Raw genomic sequence first — 23,802 nt, 5'->3', positions numbered from 1 at the left:
TTTTCCAATTATTTTTCATGTGTTGCCTCTGTCATTCAGCAACACTAGGCATCCCTAACCTTTAGTTAAAAACTAACTCGGTCCTGCCTATCATTTAAAGTACAATTGTCCCATCAATATTCGTAAACAATTGCTCCTTTGCTTCTGTGCGTTCCATCGCTGTAATAACGGTTGCATTTTTTGCACTTACAATCAACGCAGCTTGCTCCATCAAGACTAATGGTTGATTCACACCTTTTGAACGGGCTTCAAAAACTTTGTCCGTTACAACTTGCCATTGTTGTTCAGAAATTTGAATATTTCTTTCTGTTAATCTTTCATTTGCGTGTTTACTAATTTTAAGCTCTCGATTGCTCGTTGCTTCTTGTAAATGACTTACAAAAGATTGTTTTATTTGGGGCGAAGTTGTTTTATTAGGTTGAATTTGAACTGTTGGTTGTAATGGCAAGTGTTGAATTCCAATACGATTCACCTTTGTCACCAACCTTATTCATTTATCAATTCAAATTCATCTCTTTGTAATCTTTCACCATTGTTTAAAATGTACTCAATTAATGTATTATTTGTTGTTACTGATTCGATTGTCGCTTGTATCATTTTTCCATTAGATGAGTATTGAATCGTTTGACCGATTAATTGGCTTGCTTTCACTAATGGATTTTCTTCTTCTGTACTTGAAGTAGCATCCGTATTTAGGATAGATGAAATATTGCCAGCTGTAATTTCTTTCCCATCATCGAGAATGAAGACAGCTTGTCCATCAACAAATTTCATTTCATTAATAATGCCTGTACCTTCATTAATGATATAATTACCTTCTTCATCTTTTTCATCTGTTATTTCATGCCATTTTACTTCTTTTCCTACAAATGTTGTATATGACATCAATTGCGTTTGAATTTGAGACATTAATAAATCTTCCATTGCTGTTGTCATATTTTGCATTTGTTCTAAAGAAGAGAATTGAGCCATTTGCGAAATAAACTCTTTATCATCCATTGGTTGAGTCGGATCTTGGTTTTGTAATTGGGTGATTAATATTTTTAAAAAGGCGTCTTTACCTAGACTGGAATTATCACCCGTTTCACTATATTTTGTAGTCGGGGTTGGTGTTAAATAATAATCATTTGTAATACCCGTTGTAGCCAATTGTTACACCTCCTCATTTATTAAATAATCTTGAAAGGATTTTTTATCTTGGTCGTCTTGCTCATCTTGATCGGTATCATCTTGTTCAGATTGTTGCTGTTTAAACAAATTGTCAAATTGATTTTGATCGCGGGAGTTACGGTCTGTTTCTTGTAAACTTTGGGCGATATCAATTCGATCCATTTGGATATTTTGTTGAGCAAAGGCTGTTTTTAATTGTTGCAACTGACTATCCAGCAATTCCTTTCCGACTGCGGTTGATGTTAGTAATCTAGCAGATAAAACACCGTCTTGTTGCATCAGTTCAATTCGAATAGATCCTAAGTTTTCAGGATAAAGCTTTAATAGTAATTTCATTGTCCCTTGACTATTAGAAAATTGACTTCGATTGATTAAATTTTGAATCTCTTTTGCTAAAGCCTCCGATTGAGCTCCCTTCTCTACAGGAAGTTGAATATTGAAGGTTTTAGTAGTATTTGTCGATGTTGTTACTGTTGAAATCGAACTTTGGGCTGTTTCATGAAGTTGAGTGTTCTTCGTTACTTGTTTAACAACCTGTTCAAATCCTTCTATTGACACTTTGTTCGCCACAGTTGTTTCTGTCCTTTGTGTCATGAAAGGTTGAGTTGTAGTTTGCTTATTAGCCAGTTCTTTTATTTGTTCATTGAACAATTTTAGAAATTCCGTCAATTGGGTAATTTTAGTTGATTGCACACCTAACAAATCGGAATGCCTTCCAACGACTTCGGATAATTTTAGTAATTCCAATAATTTTTCAGCTTGTTTCGATGTCACTTGATGATCACCTTGAAACGCAGCTATTAACTGTTGAATAAGCACAGGGCCTTCCTCTACTACAGTATCTATTAACTCCCATAGATTATTAGTATCGGTCATGTCATTCCCTTTTACTTGTTGCATCATTTCTAGCAATTCATTTACATCAATATTTAATACAGCAAGTAAATCGTCTAAATTCATTAGTTCATCCATGGCTACCGCTTTTCCATCCTCACCAACTTGAACCATCAATAGCCCTTCATCATGGGAGATTCCTAATAAATCCATAACCTCGTTAGGTGATTGGGAATTTAATAATTCAGCTATTTTTTGTAAGTCCACACCTTCTGTTACTTCCTCTAGAGTACCCATATCCTCTGCTGTAGATAAAACTGCTTTTTGGAATATATCACCAAAGTTATTATTTTTTACCTCTTCTAATTGGGAAGTAGATACTGTTTTAGCTGATGATGACGTCACCAAATTTGCACTCTTTGTTGGCACAGTAAGCTGCATTATTCCAATATTCATTGTTTCACCTCCTTTGACTACAGCTACTTTTTATTTCGATAAAAGTTCCGTGTAGCGCGCCGCATCAGCTGGTTCCATTTTTGATAAAATGGCAGATAACGTTTCTGGTTGCATATTTGATAAAATCTTCAACGCTTCATCATCACTCATTTCAACAATAATTGGCGCTGCCGATTTGGCTGACATTTCCTCATAGGATTTTAAAATGTCTTCAAATTCCTTTTTAGTTTCACTTTGTTCCTGCTGCAATTTTTCAATTTCATATTGTAATTGCTCTTTTTCAGCTTCATCGGTTTGTTTTTCATCTTTTGCTGTTTGCAATTGGGATTGGAGCTGTTCAATTTCTGCCTCTTTTTCTTTCACTTGCGCTTCCAATTCAACAATTTTTTGATCATAATTTTTTGTTGTTTCTTCCGTAGAAGCTTCCTCTGACTTGAATGAATCAATCAGTTCCGATGCTTTTTCAAAGACATTGAAATTCGTAAATGAAGCAATCCCTAGTAATATCGCAATAACAAATAACAATGGAATAAAAACTAAATAAAATAATTTTTGAAAAATTCCAGGGGATTTTTCTTCTTCTATTAGTTGATTTGTTGGTTTGTTTTTATTCAATTTTTCTTTTGCCATGAAATCACCTGATTTCTTTCTTAAAATACTGTAGGGAGGAGAGTTCATCTAATTGAAGCATCTCCATTCTCTCTTCATGCGTCTTATAGGTTTCATAATCTTTATCACGCATTTTTTCAAACTTTCGTACTTCCAAGTTTTTTTCGAGCAACTTTTGTTCATACCAATTCATTTTGGCACGAGCTTGAACGACTTTCTTTTGTACGTCTGCAATCGTATGCTCCAAACTATCGATGAAAATTGAAAAGTGATAAATTTCATCAATCGTAGCCCCTACTGTTAGCCGTTCATTTTGATAAGTAATTAAGTCTTCTTTTTTCTTTAACAATTCATATAATTTTGTAGCAACTTCTTCAAAATCTCTTACCGATTCTTTATAGGCTACTTCTGTTTGTTGTTTTTCTTGTTCCCGTAAAGTTAATACTTTTTCGAAACGATATGTATATTGAACCATTACTTACCACCACCATTTGATAAAGCGATCATTTCATTAACAGTATGTTGAAGTGAGACTTTCTCTTTATAACTTTGTTTTAAAAAGTTTGTAATAAGTGGCTCATATTGAATGGCTTCATCTATTTCCTTCGATGTACCTTTTTTATATGCTCCAATATTGATTAAATCTTCTGATTTGGCATACGTATAGTAAAGTTCTCTTAATCGTTCAGCCGCTTTTACATGTTCTGGATGGGAAATATGATTCATTAAACGACTGACACTTTTCAAGACGTTAATAGCAGGATACTGACCTTTATTTGCCAAGGAGCGATCTAAAACGATATGTCCATCCAATATTCCTCGTACTGTATCAGCAATTGGCTCGTTCATATCATCTCCATCAACTAATACAGTGTAAAAGGCTGTAATCGTCCCGTTTAAATTGGTACCTGTACGCTCCAAAAGTTTCGGCAATATGGAAAAGACGGAAGGGGTATACCCTTTCTGAGCAGGGGGTTCCCCTGTAGCTAGTCCAATTTCCCTCTGTGCCATAGCAACCCGAGTAACGGAATCCATCATCAGCATGACATTTAAACCCCGATCTCTAAAGTACTCAGCGATAGCCGTTGCAGTAAAAGCACCTTTTATACGCATTAAAGCCGGTTGATCGCCTGTGGCTGCTACGACAATAGACCGTTTTAACCCTTCTTCCCCTAAATCTCTTTCGATAAATTCTCGAACTTCCCGTCCACGCTCACCAATTAGAGCTATTACATTAATATCTGCTTGGGTATTGCGTGCAATCATTCCAAGTAAAGTACTTTTCCCTACACCGGAACCAGCGAATATCCCAACCCGTTGACCACTACCTACCGTTAACATACCATCAATGGCCTTCACACCGACTTCAAGCTGTTCATGAATTGGCGGTCTTGTTAATGGATTTGGTGGTTCTTTTTCCGTTTGAACGGTAACTAACCCTTTCGGCAAGTTTGATCCATCAAATGGGTTCCCCATCGAATCTAATACTTTCCCTATTAATTCAGGGCCTACTTTAATTTCAAGAGGTTTCCCAGTTCCTTCTACAAGACATCCAATCGAAATTTCCCGAATGGACGTGTAGGGCATTAAAATGACAAATTCATTATTAAAGCCAACTACCTCAGCTAAAATGACTTGGTGTCCGTTTTTTGATGAGTTTACATGAATTTTACAAACATCTCCGATAGAACTTTCAGGACCTTGGGACTCAATCATTAATCCTACAACACGGTTCACTTTACCAAACTTCTTGAATGTTTCAACATTTGGAATTTTCTTTATTAATTGAGCCGCTTTCATCCTATCATTCCTTACCTTCTAAAATTTCGTTCAACTTTATGCGAAGTACGTTTAACTGCTCATCAATTGACACAACAATTCGTCCGTGATTTGTTTCAATATAACCATCAGTATCGTTTAGATCCTCATCTACGAAAATAAGAAATGGAACATCGGTTGGAAACATTGCTACTAGCTCATCTCGATTTTGTGTTACTAATCGATGATAAGTTGGTGGAACGTATAATTTAATTTCCTTCATTTCACGAGCTTCTTTTAGCCCCCGTTTAATGATGGATAAATACACATTTTCATCTTTTTCTAATGCCGAACCTATAATTCGTTCAGCTGATGTTAAAGCAATGTCTAAAATAACTTGCTCTTGTTCTTCGATGTACTTTTGAGCATTAAGGCGAGAATCTTCCACTACTTCATTGGCTACTTTCAAGGAAAGTTCCATATCCGCTTGGGCTTTTTTCATTCCCTCTTCATAACCTTTTTGGAATCCTGAGTCATAAGCATTTTGTTCAAGAACTAATTTTTCTTCATCCCATAATTGCTTCGCTTGTTCCAGCTTTTCCAACTGAGCTTGACGATATTGTTCAAACTCCTGTTTCTGTTGTTCGATTTGCTCCATTGCTTGGGAAATTAATCTTTCTCTCTCAGAGTAAACGTCTGAAATGGTCATTGTATGTTGATGAATTGAATTTCCATCTTCGAAATCAACAGTAAATAAATTTCGAAGTTGGATTTCAACATCTTTTTTCTCTGGTTGGACGGCATTTGAACGGATGATTCTAGACAATGACGTCATCTCCTCCACCACGAGCGATAATGATTTCCCCTGCATCTTCTAATCGGCGAATAACTCCAACAATTCGTGATTGAGCATCCTCCACATCACGAAGACGAACAGGTCCCATTATTTCCATTTCTTCTTTAAATGTCTCAGCCATACGTTGGGACATATTATTGAAAATAATTTCCTTCACTTCTTCACTACTTACTTTCATAGACAGAAGTAAGTCTTCATTTTCACAATCCCGGATAACTCGTTGAATCGAACGATTATCCAACGTAACGATATCTTCGAAGACAAACATTCTCTTTTTAATTTCTTCAGCAAGTTCTGGATCTTGAATTTCAAGCGCATCGAGAATTGTTTTTTCCGTTTGACGATCAACACCATTTAACACTTCTACTACTGCATCTACGCCACCAGTTTCTGTGTAGTCTTGAGTAACAGTAGAAGAAAGTTTACGTTCTAATACAGATTCAATTTCGCTAATTACTTCAGGTGAAGTCGAATCCATCATCGCAATACGTTTCGCGATATCCGCCTGTACCTCTTGGGGCAAGGAGGATAAGATAACTCCGGCTTGCCCTGGATCCAAGTATGATAAAATTAACGCAATTGTTTGCGGATGTTCATTTTGAATAAAGTTGAAAATTTGGGCAGGATCGGCCTTTCTAGCAAAATCAAAAGGTCTTACTTGTAAAGAAGAAGTTAAACGGTTAATAATTGCTTGCGCTTGTTCTTCTCCTAGTGCCTTTTCTAAAACGGTTTTTGCGTAACCGATTCCACCTTGTGAAATGTAATCTTGAGCTAATGCGATATTATGAAATTCTTCTATTATATCTTCTTTAATACTAGGTTCAACTTTTTTTACACTTGAGATTTCTAACGTAAGACGTTCGATTTCTTCTTCATTTAAATGTTTATAGACAGAAGCAGAAACTTCTGGTCCTAGAGAAATTAACAGTAAAGCTGCCTTTTGTTTCCCTGTTAACCCTTTTTCTTTCTTGGACAAGGTCGAACCCCCCATTAATCTTCAGTAATCCAACTTCGCAATAGTTTAGCAAAGTCTTCTGGTTTTTCTTTCGCCATTTTTTCCAGTTGTTTACGGCGAATTGTACCTTCTGTTTCTTTTTCTTCATTAATATCATCTACGATTAAATCTTCTTGTTCTTCAATAATCGTATATTGTTCTTCTTCTTCTCTTTTCTTTTTCGAACGAATAATGAAGAATACTAACAATAAAATAACCGCTACTAATATTCCACCAACAACCCAGATCCACCAAGGAATCGTAGGAGTTTCTTCAACAGCTGTAGCGTCATTACCATAAAACGGCTGAACAGAAACGACAATTTTTTCATCGATTTGCTCATCAGTTAATTCACCAGCTGCTTCTTTATCAATCGTTGTACGTACAATTGTTGAAAGTATTTGTTCGATATCTCCTCTGACATCTTCAGATAAAGATGTAGCATCATCTGGTACTGGTGGTTCAACCATAACTTGAATGCCGAGGTCACGGATTTTATATGGACTTTCTTGGATTTCTTTTGTAATACGATTCACATCGTTATTAATCGTTTCTTCTACCCGTTCGTAAGTTCCGTCTCCACCAGTAACTTCATCATAATTTACGAAATTATCTGTTCCTGTTTCCGCTTCTGGTGTCCCCGAAGCTGCACCTGTACCGGAATAAGTTTCAGTAATACGTTGAGCACTAATTTCAATACCTTCCATATTTTCTTCATTTACAGGCTCAACAATATTTTCTTGGCGATTTTCTTGTTTAAAGTCTATATCCGTCGTAACAGAAACGACGATTTTGTCATTCCCCATTAACGTACCTAACATTTGTTGAACTTGTCTTTGTAAATCACGTTCAATCGACTTTTTCACTTGCATTTGTCCTTCAACAGAATCAACAGAACCTGAACCATTCGAAGCTTGTTCTAAATCAAAATACTCGGAGTATTGGTTAGTAATTACGATGTTATCTGTACTTAAATTTGGAATACTTTTTGATACGAGATTATATAAAGTTTTAATTTGTTCATCCGTAAATTGATGACCTGGTTCTGTATCCAATACGATGGACGCACTTGCCTGTTGTGTAGCATCGTTTACAAACACACCTTGCTCAGGCATTGTAATCATTACATTGGCATTTTTGATACCATCAATTGTTTTGATTAAGTTTTCTAATTCAGTTTGTGTAGCCGCAAGATTAATGACGTTGAATTCATTGTCCGTCATCCCAAAACCAGCATTTGAAGTAAAGAATGAAGTATTAATTTCACCTGAATCTGGATATCCTTGAGCTGCAAGGGAAACTGTTAATGAATCCACTTGATCTTCCGGCACTAAAATATTCGTACCACCAGGGGCAATTTCGTATGTAACTCCTTGGGCACTTAATACTTCTGCTATTTCACCAGCTTCACTAGCTGATAGTTCCGTAAAAAGTGGCACCATCGTTGTTCTAGTTAAGAAATATGTAAGTATACCTGCTAGGGCAACAACACCGATTAATGTACCGAATATTGCCCCCTTCTGTTTTTTTGTTCGACTCTTCCAAAATTGGGTAGAGTCTGATTTCACTTTTGAAAGTCGTTCATTCATTATGTATCCTCCGATTATTGTGTATACACCAACAATTTATCGTCAAGATTTAAATAGTCATGCGCATAATTTCTTGGTATGCTTCAACTGCCTTGTTGCGTACCTCCATTGTTGCGTTTAAACTAACACTCGCTTTTTGTGCAGCAATCATCACTTCATGTAGTTCAACATCTTCACCTTTGATCAGTTTTTCCGTCATAGCATCAGATGTAATTTGTTGATTGTTTACAGATGCAATCGCATCCTTTAATGTATTTGCAAAAGATTGTTGTGCCTCATATGACGTTGTCGGAGTTGTTAACTTAGTTTCATTTACTTGTGATTGTGTAGGCATAATCGATACTAGATTTATCGCCATCATAACCACCCCTTTCTACTCAACTTATTTCCCTATTTCTAATGCTTTTGTCAACATTGATTTATTAGCATTAAACACTGTGACATTTGCTTCGTAAGAACGAGTTGCTGATACTAGATCAACCATTTCCGTTAATAAGTCAACATTCGGCATTTCTACATATCCTTCTTCGTTTGCATCTGGATGTGTAGGGTTAAAAACTAATTTAAAAGGAGTTTCAGTATCTTCATTAATTCTCGTTACCTTCACTCCATTACCAGCATTATCCTTTTTCCCCATTGCAATATTCAGAAAACTAGAGAACTGACCATTATCCTCTGTTAACGTCACCGATTTACGACGGTAAGGTTCCCATTCTCCATTTACTTGTCTTGCACGAGTCGTATCAACATTGGCAATGTTGGATGAGATTACGTCCATTCGTAAACGTTGTGCAGTTAATGCGGATGCCGTTGTATTCATACTTGAGAATATAGACATCGTTATTTACCTCCCTTGATGACATTATTTAACGTATTAAATTTACTCGATATACGTTCAACTAGCGCATTATAGTAAATTGTGTTTTCCGCTAAACTTGCCTGTTCCGCATCCATATCTACACCATTTCCATTACTACGATAGTTAAAATTTTCATAACTATAGACACCTGGAGTAGACGTTTTTATATCAAAATCGTAATGTCTTGCATCCGTACGATAAGCGGAAATTGTTTCACTTTTGGCGTCCGTCAACATTTGCTTAAAACTGACATTTTTCGCCTTATAGTTCGGTGTATCAACATTTGCTATATTTTGAGCAATCGTTTTATTTTTTAACGATGCGTAATTTAGACCATTTTCTAAACTACTAATAGTTCCTCCGAATAAGCTCAAACTCTTCACCTCAAGTTTTAAATTTATGTTACAAAACATTTCAATTTAATAACTTCATTTTAATGTATACTATTACTTAAGTCTATTAACATTTAGTGTTTTTTTATAGTAAATAGGGACTATTTTTATTTAAAAACCGCAACAAAATATTTACAAATTACTAACTTACTACTTAATTCGACATTTTTTACGTGAAATTCCACCCAATTAATAATATTATCACTTTTTTGAAAATTAGTATATTAATTGTACTACTAGTAAAATTTCCATATAAAAAATAAGGTTTTGTCTCTTTTTTGAGACAAAACCTTATTTTTTTATTTACGTTTATTTCATTTTAATTTCAGCTAATGCTGCTAAAAATTTATCATTCAATACTTTTATATAAGTCCCTTTCATACCTAACGAACGAGACTCGATAACACCAGCTGATTCCAATTTACGTAAAGCATTAACGATTACTGAACGTGTAATTCCAACGCGATCTGCAATTTTAGAAGCAACTAATAAACCTTCATTTCCATCAAGTTCTTCAAAGATATGTTCAATTGCTTCTAATTCACTGTACGATAATGAATTAATCGCCATTTGAACAACAGCTCTGCTACGTGCTTCCTCTTCAATTTCCTCAGATTTCTCACGTAAAATTTCCATACCTACTACTGTCGCACCATATTCAGCTAAGATTAAATCGTCATCTTCAAAGCTATCAGTTAATCTTCCTAAAATTAAAGTACCTAAACGTTCTCCGCCACCGATGATCGGAACAATTGTAGTTAAACCATTTTCAAATAAATCACGGTTTTCTGTTGGGAAAACAGTATGTTCACTATTAATGTCGATATTAGGTGATGTTTCTGTAATTTCGAATAAGTGTTGAGTATAGTCTTCAGGGAATTGACGTTCTTCAAACATTTTTTTCATACGAGCATTTTCAATTTGTTGATGAATTGAAATACCTAAAAGTTTCCCTTTGCGGCTTACAATAAATACATTACAGTCTATTATATCTCCAAGTGTTTCTGCCATTTCTTTAAAGTTTACCGGCTTCCCAGCTGACGCTTGCAACATAGAGTTAATCTTACGAGTTTTTGCTAATAAATTCATTTTTAAAAAATCCTCCTAATAGGGTACATAAATTAATTCACTTAATATTCTAAAGGTTCCTAAAATTTATTGTAACTAATTCAGCTTGAATTATAAGATAAATTGTGACAAATCTTTGTTTTTCGATATTTTTTCCAGCTTTTTATCGACATACGCTGCCGTAATTTCGATATGGGCTGGCGAAATTTCGGATGCTTCGAAAGATAATTCTTCTAATAAACGTTCCATAATTGTATGAAGTCTTCTAGCACCTATATTATCTGTTTCCTGATTGACTTCCGTAGCAATTTCAGCAATTCGGTCAATCGCATCATCTGTAAAGTTAATCGTAACGTCTTCCGTTTCTAATAATGCCTTATATTGCTGGATAAGAGATTGATCCGGCTCTTTTAGTATGCGAATAAAATCTTCCTTCGTTAACTTATCGAGTTCAACACGGATTGGGAAACGCCCTTGTAATTCAGGAATTAAATCACTAGGCTTCGACATATGAAAAGCACCTGCAGCAATAAATAACATAAAGTCTGTTTTAACCGTGCCGTATTTTGTCGTTACCGTTGAACCTTCCACTATCGGTAAAATATCTCGCTGTACACCTTCACGGGATACATCTGCCGAAGATGATCCACGACTGGCAATTTTGTCTATCTCATCGATAAAGATAATCCCTGATTGCTCTGCACGACGAATCGCCTCTTGGGCTAACTCATCAGAATCAATCAATTTGTTGGCTTCCTCTACCGTTAAAATTCGACGGGCGTCCTTTACTTTCATTTTACGTTTTTTTACTTTTTTCGGCATAAGATTAGATAACATGTCTTGCATACCTGACGAGCCCATGTCCATTCCCATTCCCGGCATTAATTCAAAGAAAGGTGTGTTTTGTTCTGTCACTTCCACCGTAACGAAGTTATCTTCCAGTTTACCCGCTTTTAAGTCTTCTGAAACTTGGGAACGTTTTGTACGAATTTCTGCTTCTTCATGACTAGAGTCTTCATCAGACTTGTCATTTTTTTGACCAAAAAGCATTTCCAATGGATTTTGAGCCATTTTGGATTTCACTTTTGAAGGGACTAACAATTTTACCAGTGCCTCATTTGCATTTTGCTCAGCTACATCTTTTACCGCTTCCATCATTTCATCTTTTACAAGTCTTCTTGATGCTTCTACGAGGTCTCTTACCATCGATTCTACATCACGACCTACATAACCCACTTCCGTGAATTTTGTCGCCTCTACTTTAATGAAGGGAGCATTCGTTAACTTCGCAATTCTGCGAGCTATTTCTGTTTTCCCAACACCAGTTGGTCCAATCATTAAAATGTTTTTCGGGATAATCTCATTTTGCATTTCTTCACTTAATAAAGAACGGCGGTATCGATTTCGAAGAGCGATAGCTACTGCACGCTTCGCATTATGTTGTCCAACTATATGACGATTTAATTGTTCTGTAATTTGTCTTGGCGTTAAATGTTGTTGTGTCATTCTTCAAGCGCCTCCACGATAATATTATGGTTTGTAAACACACATATATCTGCTGCTACAGTTAAGGCAGCTTTTGCAATTTCACTAGCCGTTAAATGATCCCCTGCGTGTTGTTTTAATGCTCGCCCAGCAGCAAGAGCATAATTACCACCAGAACCAATTGCTAAAATACCATCATCAGGTTCGATAACTTCCCCAGTACCTGAAATAAGTAATAAAGTAGATTTGTCCATGACAAGAAGAAGGGCTTCCAATTGACGTAACATTTTATCGCCGCGCCATTGTTTTGCAACTTCTACAGCTGCCCGTTGTAGGTTGCCGTTATATTCATTCAACTTCGCTTCGAACATTTCAAATAACGTAAATGCGTCAGCAACAGAACCTGCAAACCCAGCCAACACTTTACCATTGAATAGACGTCTGACCTTTCTAGCAGTATGTTTCATTACAACTGAATTTCCTAACGTTACTTGACCATCTCCTGCCATCGCACAATGTCCATTGTGGTGAATCGCAAAGATGGTGGTCGCATGAAATTGTTCCATTATGGTTCCTCCTCAATTCTAAGCTCGTGGATGAGTATTCATATAAGTATTTCGTAAATGTTCTTTTGTTACATGAGTATAAACTTGTGTTGACGATAAACTGGAATGTCCAAGTAATTCTTGAACTGTTCTTAAATCAGCTCCATGATTTAAGAAATGGGTCGCAAAGGAATGTCGTAACATATGCGGATATATTTTTGTGTGCATGGAAGCATTTTTAATCATCTCTTCAAGTATGTAACGTACACCACGAGGAGTAAGTTCGCCTCCGCGCATATTTACAAATAACTTATTATGCTTTTCATTCTTCATAAGTTTCGGACGCACTTCCTCAATATACTTACTTAATGCTTCATGTGCATATTGTCCGAACGGAATAATTCGTTCTTTCCGACCTTTCCCCATAACTCGAATGATTGAATAGTGAAAATCAAGATCTTCTAGTTCAATTGAAGTACATTCACTAACACGAATCCCTGTTGCATAGAGTAATTCAAGCAAGGCCATATTGCGAATTGATTTATTGTCGTTCCCAACATTTCTATCGAACAGTTGGGAAAGCTCCTCTTCGTAGAAAAAATTAGGTAAGCGCTTTTCTTTTTTAGGATGGTATAGTGATCGGAATGGAGAATCATCTAAGTTGAACTCACGATTTAAAAATTTAAAGAACGAGCGAATCGATGAGATTTTTCTAGAGATTGATGTTCGAGCTTTCTTTTCATCATATAGCTTTGTGATATAAAGTCGAGCATGGATATATTCCACATCTTCTAAGTTCGTTATACCTTCTGAATACAAAAAGCTTAGAAAATCTTTTAAATCAAACTCATACTCCCGAACAGTATGTACGGAAAAGTTTTTTTCAAGTTGAATATAACGGAGAAACTGATCCAAAGCGTCTGTGAATTTGACCTGCATCGCAATACACCTCCAATCAAATAAGTGGAAAAGCCATTTGTTTATCTGTATCGCGTCTGCATAAATAAAGAAGGTTATAAACGTCCAACTACAACTTTTTCATATTTTATAAAAAACGTCCAACAATGAGACTATACCTAACTCGGAAATATATCAAGTATTTTATTAAATAAAATTTGTAAAAATTGCGTGTATCATTAACAATTTAGTAACAAAAGGATAGATACTTATTGTGTCGTTAATAATATACCCAAAAGAAAATACCTCATAAATTATAACAATTTATGAGGTATATAAGCAATTATATGGTTTGAGAATTCACAAAATTTTGAATTGTTGCCAAAGCTCGGTTAGCGTGGCGTTCTGCCCGCTCTTGTTTTGATTTAATTTTTTCTCCTAATTCAGGGAAAATACCAAAATTCACGTTCATCGGTTGGAAGTTTTTAGAATCGGCTTCTGTAATATAGCGAGCCATACTTCCTAAAGCTGTTTCGAACGGGAATATAATCGGCTCTTGTCCTAAAGCAAGTCTTGCTGCATTAACACCCGCAATCAAGCCGCTCCCTGCTGATTCCACATACCCTTCAACACCCGTCATTTGGCCAGCAAAGAAAATATTTTCATTTGCACGTAATTGGTACGTTTTATTTAGTACAGTCGGAGAATTAATAAAAGTGTTTCGATGCATTACACCATAACGGACAATTTCAACATTTTCAAGACCTGGAATCATTGAAAACACTCTTTTTTGTTCTCCCCATTTTAAATGGGTTTGGAATCCTACAATATTATATAAAGTTCCAGCTGCATCGTCTTGACGTAATTGTACAACCGCGTATGGACGTTTTCCTGTTCTTGGATCCTCAAGACCTACTGGTTTCATCGGACCGAATAACATCGTTTTTTCTCCTCGGGAAGCCATTACTTCAATCGGCATACATCCTTCAAAATACTTTTCTTTTTCAAATTCTTTTAACGGTGCACATTCAGCGGAAATTAAAGCTTCACGAAAAGCATCAAATTCTTCCTTCGTCATCGGACAATTTAAGTAAGCTGCTTCCCCTTTATCATAGCGAGATTTCAAATAAACTTTGTCCATGTTGATGCTGTCTTTTTCAACTATTGGAGCAGCTGCGTCATAGAAGTATAAATATTCTTGACCAGTTAGTTCTTTAATTTTCTCCGCTAAAGCAGGGGAAGTTAATGGGCCAGTAGCCACTACTGTTATACCTTCAGGAATTTCTGTTACTTCTTCATTAATCACTTCCACTAAAGGATGATTTTTCACAGTTTCTGTCACATATCCAGCAAATTCATGACGGTCTACTGCTAGTGCTCCACCAGCAGGGACAGATGCATTATCCGCCGCTTTAATAATGACAGAGTCCATTATACGCATTTCCTCTTTAATTACGCCAACAGCATTTGTTAAAGCGTTGGCCCTTAATGAATTTGAACAAACTAGTTCGGCAAATTTATCTGTATGATGTGCAGGTGTTTGTTTGACAGGACGCATTTCATATAAACGTACCTTTACACCTCTTTTAGCAATCTGCCAAGCCGCTTCACTACCTGCAAGACCTGCGCCGATTACGTTTACAATTTGTTGTGTCATGTTACTACCATCTTTCTATCATTGTGTCGGTGCTTCTTCATAGTCACAATTTGTACAATGAATTTGAATACCTTTTTTAATTTTTTTCTCTACTAATAATGCACTACATTTTGGACAAGGTCTACTAATTGGCTTATCCCATGAGACAAAATCACACTCTGGATAAGTGTTGCATCCGTAGAATATTCGTTTCGTTTTACTTTTACGCTCTACGATTTCTCCCGTTTCACAATTTGGACATTTTACGCCAATTGGTTTCATAATCGCCTTTGTATTGCGACATTCAGGGAAATTAGAACAAGCCATAAACTTACCATATCTACCTAATTTATAAACCATTGGTGAACCACAGTTTTCACAATCTTCACCAGCTGGTTCATCTTTTATTTCAATTTTTTCCATTACCTCATCGGCATGTTTTAAATGTTTTTCAAATTCTTTATAAAAATCATCAATAATTTTTACCCAGTTGATTTGCCCTTCTTCAATTTTATCGAGATCTTCTTCCATTTTGGCAGTAAACTCGATATTAATAATTTCAGGGAAGAATTCTACCATAAACTGATGAACAATTTCACCAAGTTCCGTTGGGACAAATCGTTTTGCATCTAACTGAACATAGCCCCGTTTTTGAATAACATCCAACGTAGGTGCATAGGTCGACGGACGACCGATTCCTAGTTCTTCCAACTCTTTTACAAGACGAGCCTCTGTAAAACGAGGTGGCGGCTGTGTGAAATGTTGTTTCGGTTCAATTTCTAACGATTTTACCGTATCGCCAACTTCCATTTCAGGCAACAATTTTGTTGTTTCTTCCGATTGGTCATCTGTTCCTTCAATATATAGCTTCATAAAACCAGGGAATTTTACATAGGAACCATTTGCACGGAATTGAACATCACCATTTACTAAATCAACCGAAACAGTGTCTAAAATAGCTGGAGCCATTTGACTAGCGATAAAACGTTCCCAAATTAGACGATAAAGTCGTAATTGATCTCGACTTAACACTTCTTTTAATTGCTCCGGGGATCTCATCACACTTGTCGGTCGAATGGCTTCATGGGCATCTTGAGCATTCGTTGATTTTTTTCCTTGTTTTTGTTCGGAGGCAATATAGTCTTTCCCATACTTCTCGTTAATATAGTTCGTTGCTTCCGCTTTCGCACTGTCGGATATCCGAGTTGAGTCAGTTCGCATATATGTAATTAACCCGACCGTACCTTCTTTTTTGCCTATATCGATACCTTCATATAGTTGTTGTGCTAGCATCATCGTTTTCTTAGCACGGAAATTTAATTTCCTTGCAGCCTCTTGTTGTAGAGAGGACGTTGTGAAAGCAGGCGCCGCATTACGTTTACGTTCCTTTTTCACGACATTTGCTACTTGGAATTCGTCATTTTTCAAACTACTTAAAACAGCTTTTACTTGTTCTTCATTGGAAAGTTTTACTTTTTCTTTGCCATTTCCGAAATATAATGCGTCAAACTGTTTTTTGCCTTTTTCGAAATTCCCTTCAATTGTCCAATATTCTTCCGGAACGAAATTTTTGATTTCCTCTTCTCGATCAATAATCAGTCGAAGGGCTACGGATTGAACTCGTCCTGCCGACAATCCTTTTTTAACTTTTTTCCAAAGAATTGGACTAATGTTATAACCAACAAGACGATCTAAAATACGTCTTGCTTGTTGGGCATCCACTAAATCCATGTTAATCGCCCGAGGATGTTTAAAGGAATCAAGAATGGCGTCCTTTGTTATTTCATTAAATACGACACGACATTCTGAATCCATATCAATATTTAAAGCTGATGCTAAGTGCCACGCAATTGCTTCCCCTTCGCGGTCTGGATCGGCTGCGAGATACACTTTTTTAGCTTTTTTTGCAGCTGATTTTAATTCCTGTAGCACAGGACCTTTACCGCGAATGGTAATATATTTCGGTTTATAATTATTTTCCGTATCGATGCCTGTTTGACTTTTTGGTAAATCAATAACATGACCGATCGATGCTTTTACTGTATATTTTTTCCCTAAATATCTTTCGATTGTTTTTGCTTTTGCTGGTGATTCTACAATCACTAAATAATCTGCCATCTATATACTTCCCCCTTGTAGAGGTAAATTGTTCATATTGAATGCGTTTTAAACGCAGAATGTTTATTCCTCAAAAATAATACCTGTTGCAAAATGTATAACAGTTTTTCTAAGAATGCAACTTTTTTTCAATATTTACCTAAAAACAATTTTAACTCCTCTATAATTTGTTGGCCGTTCCAAATCGGAATTGCTCCTTCTCGTAACAAACTATTGGTACCCTTCGACTGCTCAGAATCAATGGGTCCAGGTACAACAAATATATCCTTCCCATGTTCTAAGGCGTGCTCGGTTGTAATTAATGTTCCACTTTTAAGGGACGCTTCTGTTACAACAATTGCATTACTAATACCGCTAATAATACGATTTCTCATCGGAAAATGCCATTTCTGAACCCCAACATAAGGAGGATATTCTGTTATAAGCAAATGATTTCCTTCCATTTGTTCTGCAAGTTTTTTATTTTCTTTCGGATAAAGGTGGGAAAAACCGTGTCCAAGTATTCCAATTGTTTTACCACCATATTTGATCGTAGTAGAATGAGCTAAACTATCCGCCCCTTTTGCCAGCCCACTAACAATGACAATATTTTGTTCAACTAATGGCGGGATAATACAATTCATTGCTAAAGAGGAATAATTTGTCGCTTTTCTAGAACCAATAATAGCAATCTTAAATGGTTGGGTTAACAATGAAACGTCTCCCTTTGCATATAAAATGGTTGGAGGGTCTGTTAATTGTAATAAATTACTTGGATAATATTTACTGTAATAAGGAATAATTTTTATATTAGCAGAATCGTAGACATTTTTTAAATTCTTTTTTACTACCCTGTGATAACGTGTTAATAGCTTTTCTGCAGAATTTGTCGAAATGATTAATATCTCCGCTAATTCTGTCGGATGGAGTTTGCCGATATTTCGTATAGAACCGAGAGTTTTCGCTAATTTTTGGAATTTGTTTAAAGTGAGAGGATAAACATAATGGAGAGAAAGTAGTTCTTGTGAATACTCCACTTAATCACTCCTTTTATCCATATTCCATAAGTAGTAGGTTTCAAAAAGTTGAGCTGAAGATGCAGGGAAATATACTACTTTGAAGAAGTCCAAATAGCCCCATTCCTAATTAATAAGATAGAAATTCGGCTATTTATGAGGGAAGGCTATTCTTAAAAAACGTGACCGCAAAATAGAAAGGTGTAGCGTGAGGACGCTACACCTTGTATTTTAATTGGTTTTACATTTGTCGTATAGGCCTTTTTCTTTTAACACTTTTATTAAAGTCTCACCAATTACAGATGGTGTTGCAGCGACTTCAATACTGGCATTATTCATTGCCTTAATTTTTTCCTTCGCTGTTCCTTTACCACCTGAAATAATCGCACCTGCGTGTCCCATTCGTTTGCCAGGAGGGGCAGTTTGTCCACCAATAAAGCCAACAACCGGTTTTGTCATGTTTGCTTTAATCCATTCTGCCGCTTCTTCTTCTGCAGTACCACCGATTTCACCAATCATTACGACTGCATACGTTTCAGGGTCATTATTAAATTCACTTAATACATCGATAAAGTTTGTACCATTAACCGGGTCACCGCCTATTCCAACAGCTGTTGATTGACCGATACCCGCTTGCGTTAATTGATGTACAGCTTCATATGTTAATGTTCCGGAACGGGAAACGACGCCGACATGACCTTTTGTATGAATATAGCCAGGCATAATTCCTATTTTGCATTCATCAGCGGTAATCACCCCAGGACAGTTCGGACCAACTAGGCGTGTTTTCTTGCCTTCCATATAGCGTTTTACCTTCACCATATCCAATACCGGAATATGTTCCGTAATACAAATCGTTAAGTCTAATTCCGCATCTACTGCTTCCATAATCGCATCTGCCGCAAAAGGTGCTGGTACATAAATAACCGATACATTAGCGCCAGTTTCTTGAACAGCCTCTTGTACTGTATTAAAAACCGGTACTCCTTCGATTTCTTGTCCTCCTTTACCAGGAGTTACACCAGCTACAATTTTCGTGCCGTATTCTAACATTTGTTTCGTATGGAAAAGAGCTGTTTCCCCTGTAATACCTTGAACAATTACTTTTGTGTCTGCATTAATATAAACACTCATGTATTCTCCCTGCCTTCCTTAACCTACGAGTTCCACAATTTTTTCAGCGCCATCAGCCATTGAATCTGCCGCCACTATATTTAAACCAGATGCATTTAATAATTCTTTTCCTAAATCCACATTCGTTCCTTCTAAACGTACAACTAAAGGTACTTTCAAACCTAGTTGTTTAGCAGCAGTGATAACCCCTTCTGCGATTACATCGCACTTCATAATGCCGCCGAAAATGTTAACAAAAATACCTTTTACGTTTGGATCCGATAAAATAATTTTAAATGCTTCCGTTACTTTTTCTGTTGTTGCACCGCCGCCAACGTCAAGGAAGTTTGCAGGTTTCCCACCGTAGTAACTAATCGTATCCATTGTAGCCATTGCAAGGCCTGCACCATTTACCATACAACCGATATTGCCATCTAACGGAATATAACTTAGATCGTATTTTGATGCTTCGATTTCTTTTGGATCTTCTTCATCATAATCTCGTAGTTCAACAATATCTTTATGGCGATATAATGCATTTGCATCGAAATTGAATTTAGCATCTAGCGCTACGACTTCTTCATTACCAGTTACGACCAATGGATTAATTTCTAGAATGGATGCATCTTTTTCAACAAAGGCTTCATAAAGTCCTAACATTAATTTTGCCGCTTTATTCACAAGCTTTGCTGGTATATTCATATTAAACGCCATTCGTCGAGCTTGGAATGGAAGTAATCCTGTAACAGGGTCGATCACTTCTTTGAAAATTTTTTCTGGAGAAGTTTCAGCTACCTCCTCAATATCCATACCGCCTTCTTCTGAGCCCATTAAAGTAACTCGTGAAGTTGCTCTATCTAAAACAAAACTTAAGTAATATTCTTTTTTAATATCTGATCCTTCTTCAATGTAAAGTCGTTTTACTTCTTTACCTTCCGGACCCGTTTGATGAGTAACTAAAATTTTCCCTAGTAACTCTTTCGCGTAAGTACGAACTTCTTCTAAGTTCTTCGCGATTTTGACACCCCCTGCTTTACCTCGACCCCCAGCATGAATTTGGGCTTTGACAACGATTACATTTGAACCGAGCTCCTTCGCCACTTTTACTGCTTCTTCGGGTGAAAAGGCAACTTTTCCATTTGGAACAGCTACTCCATATTTTCTAAGGATTTCCTTCCCTTGATACTCATGGATATTCATGATACATCCTCCCATCAATCTTGTGGAAATAATTTTGTTAACCATAACCATTCTATACAAATATTCTGATAAAGTCTATATTAGTATTATTTGTATGATATTAGTTATTTTATTACAATATTATCTATTTTATCGCTATCAGTCTATCTATATTTTCTATTTTTTTATAACAATTTTTTATCATTATTCTCTTGATAGTTGCGATCAAGTCTATAAATGAAAGCAAATACTTCAGCAACTGCTTCGTATAATTCTTCCGGTATTGATTCGTTTAAATCTAGATTTCCTAATAGTTCGACAAGATTTTTATCCTCATAAATAGGAACATTATGGGAAGATGCTTTTTCTAAAATATTATCTGCTATCTTCCCTTTCCCTTTTGCAATAACTTTTGGACTTTGTTTTCCTTCAGGATTATAAGAAAGGGCAATAGCCTCTTTTCGAACAAACTTTTTTTCCCTCATATCCGAATATCGACTCCATTTTGACTTTTAGCTTCCTTGCTCTTTTCAATCGTATTAGCTGAAACTAGGCGGGAAACTGTTTTTTCAAAAGGTTTAATAAATATTCCTGAAAGATGATAATTTTTTTCTAAAAGTCCTGTTTTTAACATTTCTTTTAATGGCTCCGCTAATTGCTCTAATTGAGGATGATCATTATATAAATGTAGTGTGATGATACGATTTTGCACTTGCATGTCAACAACCGTTTCCTTTATTGCATCCATATTTAAATAAAATAAAATTCTTGCGTAATTAGCATCAATTTTTCCATTTTCCTTCATGCGACCATTCCACTGGATAGTTGCTTCCGTTTGTTTTCCTAAAAAATGAAGGGGAATTTGCATAATAAGTTGATGTTGATGTCCATTTTCCCCTGAAAGTAGTTGCATCCCATTTAATCTTGAAACAATATTGTCAGCAGCATCTTTTAAAGCTTGAGAGGTTTGCGAATCGTTTATAATCGTTAACAATTGTGGTTTTAATGATTGTACTGCTTCTTGAAAATCTTGAACTTTACTATTGAAAGATGCTTCATAACTCATCCCTAAACCTTTTAAAATCATTTTAAGAGCTTGTTCTATTGCCTTACTATCAATCGCTTTTTGAACCTCTGCTTCTGCTTGAAGAAGCATATTTTGTAATACGGGTTGAGACGATTCATTCATGATTTTAACTAAGTTTAACAACGGAGATGAAGTATTTATCATTTCCGGTTTCAATAAGGATAAAAGTTGGTCTTTTATCGTGATACTATTTTGTTCTTTTGAAAAAATAGGCATTGTATTTTCAGAAAAAGCTATAATCAATTGTTTGTGAAGTTGTTGTGCAAACCATTCAACTGTCCCTTTATTTAAAGGGAGGGTTTCAAAACGGGATAATAAATGTTGTAACTCAATTTTTTGGGTGCTTTGCAATTGATTTTGATTCGAAATCCATGATTCAACTTCTTTTACCATTTGAGACATTTCATTTGGTTTAGCATTTACCACATTGTGGATGAGTTGACTTGCAGAAGATTGATTGGAATAATTCGCTAACGTTTTAATTTGCTGAAAGCTTTCTGATATCCAATTTTCTATCGTTGCATTTTTAGGGAAAATTTCTGCCGCTTTTAAAAAATTGACTAATTGAGTCTTTTGAATAGAATTGGCATCAGTTACTAAAGTTTGAATAGCTTTTGATAATACAACACCTCCAGTTTCTAAACTAAAAGGTTTTGAAATCGTTTGTAATTGTTGCATTAATTGGGATTTTACTGAACTTGGAATGGTCTGATTTTCCATTACTAAGATAGTGAAATTTAAAATGGCATTGGACATCCCAGTCGTTTTACTACCAAAAAGAAATCCTTTAAATATTTCGTTTGTAAAGGGCATTTTCATTTCCACCATTTTTTGTATAGCTTGTAACCCCTCTTGTTTTGAAGTATTTGCAGGTAGATTATTTAACCAATTTTCCGCTTGTATCAATTGTTCTTTTGATAACGGTAGTTGATTTCTTAAAAAATAGGCAACTAATTGTTGCATTTCAGCCGTTTTTGGCAAGTTCATCATTTCAAGTAATTGATTCACTTGCTGGGCTACCGTTTGAGATTGCTGAATTGGACCTGAAACTACTTTTAACTCTGCTTGAGGGTTCATCCCCGTTACTTGGAAAAAATGCGAATCTCCAGCTTTTAAAGGGGTTTCAAGCTTGGCAAAAAATTTCGTTTGCCCAATTTGTACCTCTGCCATTTGATCTGGATATAATTTCTTAATCGTTCCATGAAAAACTTGTCCTTGTTTCAATACGAGGGGCTGTTGTTGTGTACGATTCGTTTGTTGGATTTGTATCGGACTAAACGAGGTGAATGTCATATCGGTAACCTCTCCTTACTTTCCATCATCGATTTAATTGGTTCAAAACTTTTCCGGTGTTCTTTTATCGGCCCATATTGCTTAAGGGCTTCAAGATGTTGTTTCGTTCCATATCCTGCATTTTGATCAAAGCCATATGCGGGATATTGAAGATGAAGCTTTTCCATATATTCATCCCGAGCATTTTTAGCTAATATTGAAGCTGCTGCAATCGACAAACTTTTGGCATCCCCTTTAATAATTGATTGTTGAGGGATATCGATTGGCAAAACAAGGGCATCTACAATACAAAAGTCTGGACGAATTGTTAAACTTTCCACACATTTTTTCATCGATTGTTTTGTTGCTTCGTATATATTGATTTCATCAATGACTTGGGCACTTTGAAAATGAATCGAATAGGCAAGGGCATGCCCTTTAATAATTTGAGCAAATTCCTCCCTTACTTTTTTTGAAAGTTGTTTCGAATCATTGATTCCTAAAAAAGGTTCACAATCCTTTGGAAGAATGACCGCAGCGGTAACGACTGGTCCTGCTAACGGCCCCCTTCCTGCTTCATCTAGCCCTACTAACAACTGTTGATCCGAAGACAAAAAGGAACGATCAAACTGTATTTTTTTCTCGTGCTCTTCTCGCTTTTTCTTCTCCTTTTCCCTACGACTAACCCATTGTTTCCAAGCTTTTTGAACTCCAGCCCGCTCATCCTTTTCGATATCCTTCATCCAGCTGGCATAAACTTTCGCAGCTTGTAAAGCTTCCGTAATCTCTTTCACTGTTTTTGTCATATGTATTACACTTCCCTAAATAAATCTATTTTTTATATCGGCATCTTTTATAAACATACAAGAGTTCGATTCAATATGTATTTA

24 protein-coding genes are annotated in these 23,802 nt (G+C 36.0%); all 24 read right to left on the bottom strand.

Annotation, left to right across the window (positions count from 1 at the left end; genetic code table 11):
- Positions 1 to 94: 94 nt before the first annotated feature.
- Positions 95 to 472 carry a TIGR02530 family flagellar biosynthesis protein gene (locus EC501_RS00660; RefSeq protein ID WP_122970499.1) on the bottom strand — a complete coding sequence of 126 codons (378 nt, stop codon included), beginning with the start codon at positions 470 to 472 and terminating at the stop codon, positions 95 to 97.
- 14 nt (positions 473 to 486) lie between these two features.
- Positions 487 to 1,149, bottom strand: coding sequence for a flagellar hook assembly protein FlgD (gene flgD, locus EC501_RS00655; RefSeq protein ID WP_122970362.1), 663 nt, complete (start codon positions 1,147 to 1,149; stop codon positions 487 to 489).
- A 3-nt stretch (positions 1,150 to 1,152) separates the two neighbouring features.
- Complete coding sequence (locus tag EC501_RS00650; RefSeq protein ID WP_122970361.1) at positions 1,153 to 2,460, bottom strand: flagellar hook-length control protein FliK; 1,308 nt, start codon at positions 2,458 to 2,460, stop codon at positions 1,153 to 1,155.
- Between the two features lie 30 nt (positions 2,461 to 2,490).
- The gene (locus tag EC501_RS00645) at positions 2,491 to 3,090 is read right to left on the bottom strand and encodes a MotE family protein (protein WP_122970360.1); all 600 of its coding nucleotides are present in this window, start codon (positions 3,088 to 3,090) and stop codon (positions 2,491 to 2,493) included.
- Positions 3,091 to 3,094: 4 nt separating this feature from the next.
- The gene (gene fliJ, locus EC501_RS00640) at positions 3,095 to 3,544 is read right to left on the bottom strand and encodes a flagellar export protein FliJ (protein WP_122970359.1); all 450 of its coding nucleotides are present in this window, start codon (positions 3,542 to 3,544) and stop codon (positions 3,095 to 3,097) included.
- Positions 3,544 to 4,869 carry a flagellar protein export ATPase FliI gene (fliI, locus tag EC501_RS00635; protein ID WP_122970358.1) on the bottom strand — a complete coding sequence of 442 codons (1,326 nt, stop codon included), beginning with the start codon at positions 4,867 to 4,869 and terminating at the stop codon, positions 3,544 to 3,546. Before fliI ends, fliJ begins: the two co-directional genes overlap by 1 nt.
- Before the next feature lie 4 nt (positions 4,870 to 4,873).
- Positions 4,874 to 5,662, bottom strand: a complete 789-nt coding sequence (gene fliH, locus EC501_RS00630; RefSeq protein WP_338322875.1) for a flagellar assembly protein FliH — start codon at positions 5,660 to 5,662, stop codon at positions 4,874 to 4,876.
- Positions 5,646 to 6,659 (bottom strand): flagellar motor switch protein FliG, encoded by a 1,014-nt coding sequence (gene fliG, locus EC501_RS00625; protein WP_122970356.1) that lies wholly within the window; start codon positions 6,657 to 6,659, stop codon positions 5,646 to 5,648. The genes fliH and fliG overlap by 17 nt, the downstream gene beginning before the upstream one ends.
- A 14-nt stretch (positions 6,660 to 6,673) precedes the next feature.
- The gene (fliF, locus tag EC501_RS00620) at positions 6,674 to 8,266 is read right to left on the bottom strand and encodes a flagellar basal-body MS-ring/collar protein FliF (RefSeq protein ID WP_122970355.1); all 1,593 of its coding nucleotides are present in this window, start codon (positions 8,264 to 8,266) and stop codon (positions 6,674 to 6,676) included.
- A gap of 49 nt (positions 8,267 to 8,315) precedes the next feature.
- Positions 8,316 to 8,624 carry a flagellar hook-basal body complex protein FliE gene (gene fliE / locus EC501_RS00615; protein ID WP_122970354.1) on the bottom strand — a complete coding sequence of 103 codons (309 nt, stop codon included), beginning with the start codon at positions 8,622 to 8,624 and terminating at the stop codon, positions 8,316 to 8,318.
- 24 nt (positions 8,625 to 8,648) lie between these two features.
- Positions 8,649 to 9,104 carry a flagellar basal body rod protein FlgC gene (flgC, locus tag EC501_RS00610; RefSeq protein ID WP_122970353.1) on the bottom strand — a complete coding sequence of 152 codons (456 nt, stop codon included), beginning with the start codon at positions 9,102 to 9,104 and terminating at the stop codon, positions 8,649 to 8,651.
- Positions 9,105 to 9,106: 2 nt separating this feature from the next.
- Positions 9,107 to 9,499, bottom strand: coding sequence for a flagellar basal body rod protein FlgB (gene flgB, locus EC501_RS00605; protein WP_122970352.1), 393 nt, complete (start codon positions 9,497 to 9,499; stop codon positions 9,107 to 9,109).
- Between the two features lie 327 nt (positions 9,500 to 9,826).
- Complete coding sequence (gene codY, locus EC501_RS00600; protein WP_122970351.1) at positions 9,827 to 10,606, bottom strand: GTP-sensing pleiotropic transcriptional regulator CodY; 780 nt, start codon at positions 10,604 to 10,606, stop codon at positions 9,827 to 9,829.
- Positions 10,607 to 10,696: 90 nt separating this feature from the next.
- Positions 10,697 to 12,091, bottom strand: coding sequence for an ATP-dependent protease ATPase subunit HslU (hslU, locus tag EC501_RS00595; protein ID WP_122970350.1), 1,395 nt, complete (start codon positions 12,089 to 12,091; stop codon positions 10,697 to 10,699).
- A complete protein-coding gene (gene hslV, locus EC501_RS00590) occupies positions 12,088 to 12,636 on the bottom strand; it encodes an ATP-dependent protease subunit HslV (RefSeq protein WP_122970349.1) in 549 nt (182 codons plus the stop codon). Before hslV ends, hslU begins: the two co-directional genes overlap by 4 nt.
- Positions 12,637 to 12,654: 18 nt before the next feature.
- On the bottom strand, positions 12,655 to 13,554 hold the full coding sequence (gene xerC, locus EC501_RS00585; RefSeq protein ID WP_122970348.1) for a tyrosine recombinase XerC: 900 nt from the start codon (positions 13,552 to 13,554) through the stop codon (positions 12,655 to 12,657).
- 301 nt (positions 13,555 to 13,855) lie between these two features.
- Entirely contained in the window at positions 13,856 to 15,169 is a 1,314-nt protein-coding gene (gene trmFO, locus EC501_RS00580; protein WP_122970347.1) for an FADH(2)-oxidizing methylenetetrahydrofolate--tRNA-(uracil(54)-C(5))-methyltransferase TrmFO, read from the bottom strand.
- Between the two features lie 18 nt (positions 15,170 to 15,187).
- Entirely contained in the window at positions 15,188 to 17,266 is a 2,079-nt protein-coding gene (gene topA, locus EC501_RS00575) for a type I DNA topoisomerase (RefSeq protein ID WP_122970346.1), read from the bottom strand.
- A 128-nt stretch (positions 17,267 to 17,394) separates the two neighbouring features.
- Positions 17,395 to 18,282 (bottom strand): DNA-processing protein DprA, encoded by an 888-nt coding sequence (dprA, locus tag EC501_RS00570; RefSeq protein ID WP_122970345.1) that lies wholly within the window; start codon positions 18,280 to 18,282, stop codon positions 17,395 to 17,397.
- Positions 18,283 to 18,492: 210 nt separating this feature from the next.
- Positions 18,493 to 19,395, bottom strand: a complete 903-nt coding sequence (gene sucD / locus EC501_RS00565) for a succinate--CoA ligase subunit alpha (protein ID WP_122970344.1) — start codon at positions 19,393 to 19,395, stop codon at positions 18,493 to 18,495.
- Between the two features lie 18 nt (positions 19,396 to 19,413).
- On the bottom strand, positions 19,414 to 20,574 hold the full coding sequence (gene sucC / locus EC501_RS00560; RefSeq protein WP_122970343.1) for an ADP-forming succinate--CoA ligase subunit beta: 1,161 nt from the start codon (positions 20,572 to 20,574) through the stop codon (positions 19,414 to 19,416).
- Positions 20,575 to 20,738: 164 nt separating this feature from the next.
- Positions 20,739 to 21,038 (bottom strand): EscU/YscU/HrcU family type III secretion system export apparatus switch protein, encoded by a 300-nt coding sequence (locus EC501_RS00555; protein WP_122970342.1) that lies wholly within the window; start codon positions 21,036 to 21,038, stop codon positions 20,739 to 20,741.
- On the bottom strand, positions 21,035 to 22,933 hold the full coding sequence (locus EC501_RS00550; RefSeq protein WP_122970341.1) for a hypothetical protein: 1,899 nt from the start codon (positions 22,931 to 22,933) through the stop codon (positions 21,035 to 21,037). The genes EC501_RS00555 and EC501_RS00550 overlap by 4 nt, the downstream gene beginning before the upstream one ends.
- Positions 22,930 to 23,718, bottom strand: coding sequence for a ribonuclease HII (locus tag EC501_RS00545; RefSeq protein ID WP_122970340.1), 789 nt, complete (start codon positions 23,716 to 23,718; stop codon positions 22,930 to 22,932). The genes EC501_RS00550 and EC501_RS00545 overlap by 4 nt, the downstream gene beginning before the upstream one ends.
- Between the last annotated feature and the right edge of the window lie 84 nt (positions 23,719 to 23,802).

The organism is Lysinibacillus halotolerans (genome assembly GCF_003711845.1).
GTDB classification, from domain to species: domain Bacteria; phylum Bacillota; class Bacilli; order Bacillales_A; family Planococcaceae; genus Ureibacillus; species Ureibacillus halotolerans.
The sequence above is the reverse complement of the archived record's forward strand: the minus strand, read 5'-3'. Positions and strand labels throughout refer to the sequence as shown.